The sequence below is a fragment of the Micromonospora sp. ALFpr18c genome, assembly GCF_008868155.1.
Lineage (GTDB): Bacteria > Actinomycetota > Actinomycetes > Mycobacteriales > Micromonosporaceae > Micromonospora.
In genome coordinates, this window is the sequence record NZ_WBKR01000203.1 from 1 (window position 1) to 11,207 (window position 11,207).

8 protein-coding genes and 3 pseudogenes are annotated in these 11,207 nt (G+C 71.6%); 9 read left to right on the plus strand and 2 right to left on the minus strand.

Annotated elements, in window-relative coordinates; genetic code table 11:
* Nucleotides 1-384 (plus strand): M1 family aminopeptidase (locus F8271_RS33895; RefSeq protein ID WP_305069495.1); only part of this gene is annotated, 384 nt, incomplete at its 5' end.
* A 32-nt stretch (nucleotides 385-416) separates the two neighbouring features.
* Entirely contained in the window at nucleotides 417-1,337 is a 921-nt protein-coding gene (locus F8271_RS26265) for a hydroxymethylglutaryl-CoA lyase (protein WP_151492503.1), read from the plus strand.
* A gap of 53 nt (nucleotides 1,338-1,390) precedes the next feature.
* On the opposite strand, the gene F8271_RS26270 is transcribed toward F8271_RS26265, so the two are convergent.
* Nucleotides 1,391-1,963 (minus strand): snapalysin family zinc-dependent metalloprotease, encoded by a 573-nt coding sequence (locus F8271_RS26270; protein WP_151492504.1) that lies wholly within the window; start codon nucleotides 1,961-1,963, stop codon nucleotides 1,391-1,393.
* A gap of 163 nt (nucleotides 1,964-2,126) precedes the next feature.
* Between F8271_RS26270 and F8271_RS26275 the strand changes: the two genes are divergently transcribed.
* From F8271_RS26275 to F8271_RS34275, 5 genes and pseudogenes are all read left to right on the plus strand, one after another.
* On the plus strand, nucleotides 2,127-3,659 hold the full coding sequence (locus tag F8271_RS26275; RefSeq protein WP_151492505.1) for an acyl-CoA carboxylase subunit beta: 1,533 nt from the start codon (nucleotides 2,127-2,129) through the stop codon (nucleotides 3,657-3,659).
* Between the two features lie 78 nt (nucleotides 3,660-3,737).
* Entirely contained in the window at nucleotides 3,738-4,886 is a 1,149-nt protein-coding gene (locus tag F8271_RS26280; RefSeq protein ID WP_151492507.1) for an acyl-CoA dehydrogenase family protein, read from the plus strand.
* Between the two features lie 168 nt (nucleotides 4,887-5,054).
* Nucleotides 5,055-5,307: pseudogene (locus F8271_RS34265) on the plus strand (multiprotein-bridging factor 1 family protein); the annotation flags it as partial.
* Nucleotides 5,308-5,399: 92 nt separating this feature from the next.
* Nucleotides 5,400-6,114 (plus strand): annotated as a pseudogene (locus F8271_RS34270) (NB-ARC domain-containing protein); the annotation flags it as partial.
* A gap of 89 nt (nucleotides 6,115-6,203) precedes the next feature.
* Nucleotides 6,204-7,724: pseudogene (locus F8271_RS34275) on the plus strand (XRE family transcriptional regulator); the annotation flags it as partial.
* Nucleotides 7,725-7,947: 223 nt separating this feature from the next.
* Here F8271_RS34275 and F8271_RS26290 read toward each other — a convergent pair.
* Entirely contained in the window at nucleotides 7,948-8,451 is a 504-nt protein-coding gene (locus F8271_RS26290; protein ID WP_151492509.1) for a MarR family winged helix-turn-helix transcriptional regulator, read from the minus strand.
* A gap of 86 nt (nucleotides 8,452-8,537) precedes the next feature.
* On the opposite strand from F8271_RS26290, the gene F8271_RS26295 reads away from it, so the two are divergent.
* Both F8271_RS26295 and F8271_RS26300 read left to right on the plus strand, forming a co-directional pair.
* Nucleotides 8,538-9,119 (plus strand): YceI family protein, encoded by a 582-nt coding sequence (locus F8271_RS26295; protein WP_151492511.1) that lies wholly within the window; start codon nucleotides 8,538-8,540, stop codon nucleotides 9,117-9,119.
* A 293-nt stretch (nucleotides 9,120-9,412) separates the two neighbouring features.
* The gene (locus tag F8271_RS26300; RefSeq protein ID WP_151492513.1) at nucleotides 9,413-10,891 is read left to right on the plus strand and encodes a glutamate--cysteine ligase; all 1,479 of its coding nucleotides are present in this window, start codon (nucleotides 9,413-9,415) and stop codon (nucleotides 10,889-10,891) included.
* The last annotated feature ends 316 nt before the right edge of the window (nucleotides 10,892-11,207 follow it).

An 11,207-nucleotide genomic window follows, 5' to 3' on the forward strand; every position in this document is an offset into this window, starting at 1 on the left:
GACCACGTACGGGCTGCCGGTGGGCACCGCCACCGGGGCCGTCAGGGGCGCGGGTGCCGGGCGCGAGGCCGGTGGGGCCGGGGCGGGGCGAGCGGCCGGCGGCGAGGTGCGCGGCCGGGAGAGCTCGATTCGGCTCTCTACGGCAAGGGCGCGCTGATGCTGCACGCACTTCGCCGCACGGTGGGTGACACTGCCTTCTTCGGTACGCTTCGGCAGTGGCTGCGCGACCACCGCTACGGCAACGCGTCGTTCACCCAGTTCGAGGCGCTTGCTCAGCGCAACACCACCGTCGACCTCACCGGCTTCTTCGCCGAGTGGGTCCACGGCACCGCCGTGCCCTCCCCAGCGAACCGCTACCCCGGCCCGCTGGCGGACCACAAGTAACGGACATAGTCGATTGCGTGAGGTGACTCCTTATGGCGGAACTGCCGGATTTCGTCTCCATCCGTGAGGTTGGACCGCGGGACGGGTTGCAGAACGAGGAGCCGATTCCCGCCGACGCCAAGGTGCGACTGCTCGACGCGCTCTCCGCCACCGGCGTACGCCGGATCGAGGCGGTGTCGTTCGTGCATCCGAAGGCCATTCCGCAGATGGCCGACGCCGATGAGGTGTGGCGGCGGGCCGCGAAGGCCGACGGGGTGCGCTACTCGGCGCTGGTGCCGAACACCCGGGGCGCGCAGCGGGCCCTGGCCGCGGGGTTCACCGAGATCGAGGTGGTGGTGTCGGCCAGCGACACGCACAACCGTCGCAACGTCAACCGCTCGACCGACGAGTCGTTGGACGACATCGCCGAGCTGATCGACCTCCTGCACGGTGCCTCCGCGCGGGTCGAGGTGATCGTGGCGACCAGCTTCGGCTGCCCGTACGAGGGGGACGTCGACCCGGCGCGGGTGGCCGGCATCGTCGACCGGGTGGTCCGGGACGGCGCGGACCGGGTGGCGTTCGGCGACACCACCGGCATGGGCACGCCGCGCCGGGTCCGTGAGCTGCTGACGGCGGTACGCGACCGCAACGCGCACGTGCCGGTGCTGCTGCACTTCCACAACACCCGGGGTACGGCGCTGGCGAACCTGTTGACCGCTCTGGAGCTGGGGGTGACCGAGTTCGACGCCAGTGTGGGTGGTCTGGGCGGCTGCCCGTACGCCCCCGGGGCGAGCGGCAACCTGGCCACCGAGGAGGCCGTGCACATGCTGCACGACATGGGCATCGACACCGGCATCGACCTGGCGGCCCTGATCGAGGCGGCGGAGTTGGCCGAGGATCTGCTCGGCAAGAAGCTGCCGTCGGGCGTGCTGCGGGCCGGTCCGCGTACCCGGCTGACGCCGATGCCGAGCTGAGGACGCGACGAAGGGGCCGGCGCGTGCGCCGGCCCCTTCCACGTATCTGTCGGTCAGCTCACCGGAGCGAGCGCGGCCGGCCAGCTGTCGCGGAAGATGTCCGCGCTGCGGTCCGTGCTGCGCTCGGTGGCGCTGAACGTGCCGGCGAAGAGGTTGCTGACCCGGTTCGCCTCGGTGGTGCTCGGGTACGGGTTGGTGCAGCTGGTGCCGGCGCTGCCGCCGGACATCAGGATCGCGCAGTTGCCGTTGTAGTTGTCCGGCAGGCCGAGGATGTGCCCGATCTCGTGGGTCATGATCCGCAGCGGGCTGTACTGCGCGGCCTGTTGGGTGTCGATGTAGACCCGGCCGTTGCCGAGGCTGGTCCGCACGGCGTACGAGCCGCCGCCGGTGATCTGGTAGATCCGCAGGTTGGAGCCGCAGTTGGCGGAAAGCGTCAGGTTGACGGTGGCGTTGTTCCAGATCGAGGCGGCCTGGTTGGCGGTGCCGGCGTAGGCGCCTGCCTGGCTGGTGTTGTAGCAGATGGTCATGGCGGCGGACGCGGGCGACGGGTTGGCGACCGTGACGCCGAGGGTGGCGAGTGCGGTCGCGAGCATCGCGACCGCGAGCCGATTGAGTCGTGAGGTCATCGCTGACTCCAATCTTGGGAGGGGGTGCCAGGAGCCTAACGGCAAGCATCAATACATTTCAATGCATGAGTTTCGAGGGGTGGTTGACCGCGTCGGGTCGCCGACCGGCGCGCGAATGCGCTAACCTAACGATCGTTTAGGTTGGTGTGGCGAGGGGGTCGGCGTGACGCTCGACGGTGAGGCGCTGGAGCAACTGCGCAAGCGGGCCCGGTCCGGCGGCGCGGACAAGTACCACGCCGCCAACGCGGCCAAGGGCAAGCTGTTCGCCCGTGAGCGGGTCGCGCTCCTGGTCGACGAGGGCTCGTTCGTCGAGGACGGCCTCTACGCGAACGCGCTCGCCGACGGGCTGCCCGCCGACGGCGTGGTCACCGGCACCGCCACCATCGACGGGCGGCAGGTCTGCCTGATGGCCAACGACTCCACCGTCAAGGCCGGCAGCTGGGGCGCCCGTACCGTCGAAAAGATCATCCGGATCATCGAGCGGGCGTACGGCGCCGGCGTGCCGATGGTCTACCTGGTCGACTCGGCCGGCGCCCGGATCACCGACCAGGTCGACCTCTTCCCCGGCCGGCGTGGCGCCGGCAAGATCTTCTGGAACCAGGTTCGCGCCTCCGGCTCCATCCCGCAGGTGTGCGCGCTGTTCGGCCCGAGCGCCGCCGGTGGGGCGTACATTCCGGCGTTCTGCGACGTGGTCGCCATGGTCGACGGCAACGCCAGCATGTACCTCGGCTCCGACCGGATGGTCGAGATGGTCACCGGGGAGAAGACCACCCTGGAGGCGATGGGTGGCGCCAAGGTGCACACCGCCGAGTCTGGCGTCGGGCACTTCCTCTGCAAGACCGAGGCCGACGCGCTCGACGTGGTGAAGACCTACCTGTCGTACCTGCCGGCGAACTGGACGCAGGCCGCGCCGGCCGCGCCGGCCGTCGCCGCGCCGGCGAAGGCCGACCTGGCGGCACTCGTGCCGGCCAGCGAGCGGCAGGCGTTCGACATGCGGCGGTACGTCAAGGGCCTGCTCGACGAGGGCTCGTTCTTCGAGATCCAGGCGCTGTGGGCCAAGGAGTTGACCATCGGGTTCGGTCGCCTCGACGGCCAGGTCGTGGGCGTGCTCGGCAACAACTCGATGTTCAAGGGCGGCGTGCTCTTCGTCGACTCCGCCGACAAGGCGACCCGGTTCGTGCAGCTCTGCGACGCGTTCAACGTGCCCCTGCTGTTCCTCAGCGACGTGCCCGGCTTCATGGTCGGCAGCGCCGTGGAGAAGCAGGGCATCATCCGGCACGGCGCCAAGATGATCACGGCGATCTCCGAGGCGACCGTGCCGAAGATCTGCGTGGTGGTCCGCAAGGCGTACGGCGCGGGTCTCTACGCGATGGCCGGCCCCGGGTTCGAGCCGGACGCGACCATCGCGCTGCCCAGCGCGAAGATCGCGGTTATGGGGGCCGAGGCCGCCGTGAACGCGGTCTACGCCAACAAGATCGCGGCGATCGAGGACGAGGCCGAGCGGGCCGCCTTCGTGGCCGCCAAGCGGGCCGAGTACGAGCAGGACATCGACGTCGTCCGGCTGGCCAGCGAGCTGGTGGTCGACGCCATCGTCGAGCCGCACGACCTGCGCGGCGAGTTGGTCCGCCGGTTCGCGGCGGCGCGTACCAAGGATCGGCACTTCTCCCGGCGCCGGCACGGCGTCACCCCGGTCTGACCCGACGACCGACCCCCGCACAGCCACCCGTCCCGGCGTCACGAGCGTCCGACGGCACCGTCCCCACAGGAGGATGAGATGGACTTCCGGCTCACCGACGACCAAGCGGCGCTGCGGGAGAGCGTGCGGGACTTCGCGCGCGAGGTGGTCGCACCGGTCATCGCCGAGCACTACGAGCAGCACACCTTCCCGTACGAGGTGATCCGGCAGATGGGCAAGATGGGCCTGTTCGGCCTGCCCTTCGGCGAGGAGCACGGCGGCATGGGTGGCGACTACTTCGCGCTGTGCCTGGCCCTGGAGGAACTCGCCCGGGTCGACTCCAGCGTGGCGATCACGCTGGAGGCGGCGGTCTCGCTGGGCGCGATGCCGATCTACCGGTTCGGCACCGAGGAGCAGAAGGCGACCTGGCTGCCGAAGCTGCTCAGCGGCGAGGCGTTGGCCGGTTTCGGGCTCACCGAGCCGGGCACCGGGTCGGACGCCGCCGGCACCCAGACCCGAGCGGTGCTGGACGGCGACGAGTGGGTGATCAACGGGTCGAAGGCGTTCATCACCAACTCGGGGACCGACATCACGGCCATGGTCACCGTCACCGCGGTGACCGGCACGAACCCGGACGGCTCGAAGGAACTGTCGACGATCATCGTGCCCGCCGGAACGCCCGGCTTCACCGTGGCGCCCGGCTACTCCAAGGTGGGCTGGACCGCCTCGGACACCCACGAGCTGACCTTCGACGACTGCCGGGTGCCGGCGGCCAACCTGCTCGGTGCACGGGGTCGAGGGTTCGCCCAGTTCCTGCGGATCCTCGACGAGGGTCGGATCGCCATCGCCGCGCTGGCCGTCGGCCTCGCCCAGGGCTGCGTCGACGAGTCGATCAAGTACGCGAAGGAGCGGCACGCCTTCGGCCGGCCGATCGGTGACAACCAGGCGATCCAGTTCAAGATCGCCGACATGGAGTTGAAGGCGCACACCGCCCGGCTGGCCTACTACGACGCCGCCGCCCGGATGCTGGCCGGCGAGCCGTTCAAGCGGCAGGCCGCCATCGCCAAGCTGCACGCCAGCACGATCGCGGTGGACAACGCGCGGGAGGCCACCCAGATCCACGGCGGCTACGGATTCATGAACGAGTACCCGGTCGCCCGGTTCTGGCGGGACTCCAAGATCCTGGAGATCGGTGAGGGCACCAGCGAGGTGCAGCGCATGATCATCGCGCGCGATCTGGGCCTCTGACCGGAACGACCGGACCCGCCGTACGGCATCGTCCGGCATCGTCCGGCATCGCTGGACCGGGCGTGCCGGGCGGGGCTGTCCGTTCGGCTGTCGGGTTTCGGCGAGCGGGCGTCGGCAGCCCGACGTTCGACTGCCGATGGTCGTAGCCGATCCGTACTCTTCGTGCCCATGACTCCGGATCATGACGGGTCACGGGGGCCGGCCGGTCGTACCGGGCTGCCGGAACTGCTCCGCGCCCACCGTCGGGCCGCCGGCCTGACCCAGGCCGAACTCGCGGCCCGGTCTGGCGTGGGCGTACGGACGGTGCGTGACCTGGAGCGTGGCCGGTCCGTCCGGCCGCAGCGCACCACGGTCGGCCTGCTCGCCGAGGCGTTGGAGCTGAGCGGCGCGACCCGGGCGGCGTTCATGGCCGCTGCTCGTGGCCCGGTCCGGGGCGAGACCGCCCCGCCGGACGTTCCTTCGACATCGTTGACGACCGCTCCGGCGGCGACCCGGCCCGCCAACACGGATCCGCCGGTCGCCCTCCCGCCGCCGGTCACGCTCATCGGGCGGGACCGGGACGTCGCCGAGCTGGCCGGCATGCTGACCACGGAGCCGGGGCCGCAGCTGGTCAGCCTGGTCGGGCTGGCCGGGGTCGGCAAGACGGCGCTGGCGCTGTCCGTGGCGCACGCGGCCGCCGGGGCGTACCCGGGTGGTGTGGCCGGGGTGCTCATCGGTGAGGGCTCGGACGGCCCGGACGTGCTCGCCGCCTCGATGGCGGTCCTCGGTGCGGCCCGGCTGCCGGAACTCGCCGCCCGGCTCTCCGGGCGGCCGACGCTGCTGGTGATGGACGCGGTCGAGCGCGCCCCCGGCCCGGTGGCCGAGACGCTGCACCGGTTGACCGGCGTGCTGCCGTCCCTGCGCGTGCTGGTCACCGGACGGCATCCCGTCGGGCTACCCGGCGAGCGGGTCTGGCCGGTCGCGCCGCTCGACGTACCGCCGCCAGACGCCGACAGGGCCGGATCGGCGACGCTCGGAACGTGGCCGGCGGTCGCCCTGTTCACCGCCCGACTCGCCCAGGTCCGTCGGGAGCCGCCCACCCCCGACGAGTTGCCGGCGCTGGCCGCGCTGGTCCGCCGGTTGGGCGGATTGCCGCTGGCCATCGAGCTGATGGCGGCCCGGGGTCGGCTCCTCAACCTCACCGAACTGCTCGACCGGTACGGCGACCGCGTGCTCGACCTGACCACCCCCGCCGACCCGCCGACCCATCCCGGCTGGGACGGACCGGAGGCGGCGACCGGTCGTCCGAGCGGTGCCGACACCATCCGTGCGGCGGTGGCGGGCACCCTCCGGGACGCGGTGGCGACCAGCTACCGCCTGCTCGCCCCGGACGAGCGGGCGGCGCTGCGTCGGCTCGCCATGTTCGGCAACCGATGGTCGGTGGAGCAGGCCGAGGAGATGCTCGCCGACGAGGCTGACCGGGACGGCACCGTGGCGATCGACCCCCTTCCGGTGCTGGACCGGCTCGTCGAGTTGGGCCTGCTGAGCGTGCGGGGCACCGGTTCGTTCCGGTTCCGGCTGCTCGACGCGGTCCGCGACTTCGCCGTCGAGCAGGCGGCCGGGGGTGGTGAGCTGGGCTGTCTGCGGCGCCGGCACGCCGAGGTGGTCGCCCGCCTGGCGGCGCGTACCGCGGCGGACCTGGCCGGCCCCCGGCTGCCCGATGCGGTGCACCGGTTGGACGAGGTGAGCAGCGACATCAGCTCGGCGCTGTCCCACGCGGCGACCGACGACCCGCTGACCGCGCTCCGCCTGGCGGCCTGCCTGCCGCGGTGGTGGCGGTTCCGCGGGCGCGATGTCACCGGGCGGCAGTGGTTGCGGCGGCTGCTGGCCGACCCGAGGACCGCCGACGCCGATCCGGTCCTGCGGGCCTGGGCGACCCTCGGGGTGGCTCGGCTCGCCACCGAGCACGGTGCGGGTGCCGACGAGTTGCCCACGGCGCGGGCCGCGTTGGACATGTTCCGGCAGGCGGGCGACGTGACCGGGGAGTTGGAGGCGCGGAACGTGCTCGGCGCGCTGCTGATCACCGTGGGTAGCCATGACGAGGCCCGCGAGCAGGCCGAGGCGGCACTCCGGCTGGCTGCTCGCAACGGGCGGACGCGGGACCTGGCGGTGGCCCAGAACAGTCTCGCCTGGCACGAGATCCGGGTGGGTGACCTGGCGGCGGCGCGCCGCCGGCTGGCCGCCGTGGACCGGCTCGCCGCCGAGGGTGGAGAGCAGCGGTTACGGGTGCTGGCCTGGGCGAACCGGGCCGAGGTCGCCCGCCTGGAGGGCCGGTACGCCGACGCCGTGGACCAGGGGCGGCGTGCGGTGGCGGCGTTGTCCGAGCTGGGCGATCCGGGGCATCGCCGTCGGGTGCTCGGCACGGTGGGCCTGGCGCTCGCCCAGGATGGTCGCGGTGCGGAGGCGACCGAGGTGCTCGCCGAGCTGCGCGCGGGGGCTGCCGAGGCGGCGGCCGTCCTGATGCCCTCGCCCGGCCCGCCGCGGCCGCGTTCGGACGACGCCGTGCTCGCCTGGGGTGGCCCCGAGGTGGGGATCTGCGCGCTGATTGAGGGGAATCTGGCGCTGCACCGGGGTGACCGGGAGTTGGCCGCCGAGTGGTTCGCGGCCGCCGCCGACGCCGGTCACGACCGGCGGGACGTGGTGGAGGCGCTGGTGGGGCTGGCGGCGAGCACCGGAGACCCGGCGATCCTCGACCGGCTCGACCGGGTCTGTCAGGACAGTGGCATCCAACTGCTGCCGCAGGAGTCCGGGTTGCTCTACGCGTTGACCGCCAGCCGGGGAGGGCCGGCGACGCGGTAGTGGCGGCGGAGTGGCGCGGACGAAGAGCCCCCTTGGTGCTACCCCTCGCTGTTCGCCCGCGCCGTCACCCCCCGGTGGATCCCCGGTGGACGAAGCCTGCCACCGCAGCCCGAGCGGAAGGCGCTTTTCGTGGTTTTTATCCGGATGCCAAGGTCAGTTCTGCCGGTCTTTCTGCCGGTGGTGTCACACGGCTTCTCGGTGCCGCCGACGGCCGCCGAACCGGTCAGGGTCGGGGCGCGGCGGCCTCCTCCGGGGCGGCGTCGGTGCTGCCGGCGGTGGCGCAGGGGTGTACGGCGTCACGGACCCGACGCAGGCCGTCGAGGAGCGCGGCCAGGGCCTCCGGGTCGAGTTGACCGGTGAACCACTGCTCGATCATCTGCAGGTGCCCCGGTAGCGTCTCGTCCAGTCGCTGCATGCCGGCCGGGGTGACCACGGCGTACGAGCTGCGTCGGTCGTTCGGGCACGCCCGGCGGGTGAGCAGACCGTCGCGTTCCATCCGGTCGACCACCCGGGTCACCCCGCTGGTGGAGAGCGACGTCTGCGCGGCGAGGTCGGTCATCCTCAGCTGGTTGCCCGGCGAGCGGGCCAGTCGGGTGATGACCTCGAACTCGACCGCGGAGAAGCCGTGCTCCTCCAGTTGTGCGTCGAACCGGGCCGACAGCCCGGCGTGCACCTCGAAGAGCAGGCCGACAGCGGTGATCCGGGGATCGTCGAAGACGTTGGTCACTCGTTCATCCTACCAGTACTTGACACGGGGAATATTGTTATCGTTATAGTTGGCGTACTAAACGATCTCTTCTGGAGGACAGCAGCATGACCAGCAGCACCGATGCGGTTACCCGCGACTGGGACGGCCTCACCATCCCGGCGGCCGGCACCTACGTGCTGGACGTGGCGCACAAGCGGGTCGGCTTCGTCGCCCGACACATGATGGTGAGCAAGGTCCGTGGTGAGTTCAACGAGGCGACCGCCACCATCACCATCGCCGAGGACCCGCTGCAGTCCTCGGTCGTCGCGACCATCCAGGCCGCCAGCATCGACACCACCCAGGGCGACCGGGACGCGCACCTGCGCAGCCCCGAGTTCCTGGACGCCGAGAAGTACCCGACGATCGAGTTCCGCAGCACCGGCGTCACGTCCCGCCGCGGCAGCGAGTTCGTGCTCACCGGTGAGCTGACCATCAAGGACGTCACCCGTCCGGTCGAGCTCGAGGTGGAGTTCGAGGGCGTCGGTCGCAGCCCCTTCGGCCAGGACATCTTCGGCTTCTCCGCGAGCACCGAGATCGACCGCGAGGAGTTCGGCCTGACCTGGAACGTCGCCCTGGAAAGCGGTGGCGTGCTGGTCGGCAAGAAGGTCAAGATCGAGATCGAGGGCGAGGGCATCCGCCAGGCCTGATCCCTCGGATCGCCGGTACGCTCCGGGCCCGCGCCGCACGTCGGCGCGGGCCCGCCGTCATCTCCACGGCCTCCCGTCCGGGTGTGAATTGTCACGAGTTGCTCGCACCGCGAGCGGATCCGTCACCATGTCGACGGGGTACAGGTGGCGGCACGAGCGTGCTCGCCACGGCTGGCGTCGGAACGCCGCAACCGGCCTCTGGCCCGGCCAGGTGAGCGCTCTTACCGTGGATGGTTCACAATGCGCTTTTCGGGACGGCAGGATCCCGACCGCGCCGCCCGTCGGGAGGACACATGGGCAGGGACGTCTCGCAGGGCGCCTTCACCCGGGAGGACCGCGTCCGCTACCGGCACAAGGTCCGGCGATGCCTGGACGTCTTCGCCCTGATGCTGGACGACTTCGGCTTCGACGCCGACCGGCCGATGACCGGCCTGGAGATCGAACTCAACCTCGTCGACTCGGCCGCCGAGCCGGCGATGCGCAACGAGGAGATCCTCGCCGACATCGCCGACCCGCTCTTCCAGACCGAGCTGGGGCAGTTCAACCTGGAACTCAACGCCGAACCTCGACTGATCGAGGGCACCGGCTTCGCCAACTACGAGCACGACCTGCGCAGCAGCCTGGCCCGGGCCGATGAACGCGCGGCCAGGTCCGACGCGAAGATCGTCCTGGTCGGCATCCTGCCCACCCTCACCGAGGGGCACCTGGTGGAGGACAACCTCTCCACCAACGAGCGCTACCGGGTGCTCAACGACCAGATCGTCGGCGCCCGCGGCGAGGACATCGAGCTGGACATCCGCGGCGTCGAGCAGTTGCAGACGCACACCGACTCGATCGCCCCCGAGGCCGCCTGCACCAGCCTCCAGTTCCACCTCCAGGTCGCGCCGGACAGCTTCGCCGACTACTGGAACGCGTCCCAGGCCATCGCCGGGGTCCAGGTGGCGGTCGGGGCGAACTCTCCCTTCCTGTACGGCCGCCAGCTGTGGGCCGAGACCCGGATCGCCCTGTTCCAACAGGCCACCGACACCCGCCCGGACGAGCTCAAGGCCCAGGGGGTACGCCCCCGGGTGTGGTTCGGCGAGCGGTGGATCACCTCGATCTTCGACCTGTTCGAGGAGAACGTCCGCTACTTCCCGCCGCTGCTGCCCATCTGCGAGGACGAGGACCCGGTGGAGGTGCTGCACGCCGGCGGTGTGCCGCAGCTCGGTGAGCTGCGGTTGCACAACGGCACCGTCTACCGCTGGAACCGCCCGGTCTACGACATCATGAACGGCCGTCCGCACCTGCGGGTGGAGAACCGTGTGCTGCCGGCCGGCCCGACGGTGGTGGACATGCTGGCGAACGCGGCCTTCTACTTCGGCCTGGCCCGTGGTCTGGCCGAGGCGGACCGGCCGATCTGGAGCCAGCTCACCTTCAGCTCCGCCGAGGAGAACTTCCACGCCGCCGCCCGGCGCGGTCTGGACGCCGTCCTGCACTGGCCCCAGCTCGGCGACGTGCCGGTCACCAAGCTGGTGCTGGATGAGCTGCTGCCCACCGCCGCCGCGGGACTGGACGGGTTCGGGGTCGCGGCGGGGCAGCGGGACCGGCTGCTCGGCATCATCGAGCAGCGCTGCCGTACCGGCCGCAACGGTGCGGTCTGGCAGACGGAGGCGGTCTGGGCGGCGGAACGGCACCAGGGCATGGACCGGCCCGCGGCCCTGCACCACATGGTTCAGAACTACGCCGAACTCCAGCGCACCAACGAGCCGGTCCACACCTGGCCGGTCCACTGACGTCCCCCGCCTCACCTCCCGCTCCGCGCGGAGGGGCGGGAGCGGCAGCGGCGCAGGTCAGTCGCTGGCGGGGCGGGGGTTTTTGCGGGTAGCCCGGGCGCGGCGAAGGGTTGGTACCGGATCCTGCGGTGGCGTCCCGGTGTGGGCGGGAAGGTCCGGCTCCGACCGTGGTGCGGGCACCCGGGGTACGCGAGTCGCGTCACCAGGCCCGGATCCCTCTGGCGCGTCGGGTCCGTCGCGCCGCGCCGACGTGCCGATCTCGATGCCGGGTGCGGGCGACCCGGGTTCGGCCGCACCGGCCGGGACGTCCACCGTG

Excerpts from the sequence above, each read along its gene's own strand:
- F8271_RS26265 (WP_151492503.1), top strand. The coding sequence starts at position 417 with ATGGCGGAACTGCCGGATTTCGTCTCCATCCGTGAGGTTGGACCGCGG.
- F8271_RS26270 (WP_151492504.1), bottom strand. The coding sequence starts at position 1,963 with ATGACCTCACGACTCAATCGGCTCGCGGTCGCGATGCTCGCGACCGCA.
- F8271_RS26280 (WP_151492507.1), top strand. The coding sequence starts at position 3,738 with ATGGACTTCCGGCTCACCGACGACCAAGCGGCGCTGCGGGAGAGCGTG.
- F8271_RS26295 (WP_151492511.1), top strand. The coding sequence starts at position 8,538 with ATGACCAGCAGCACCGATGCGGTTACCCGCGACTGGGACGGCCTCACC.
- F8271_RS26300 (WP_151492513.1), top strand. The coding sequence starts at position 9,413 with ATGGGCAGGGACGTCTCGCAGGGCGCCTTCACCCGGGAGGACCGCGTC.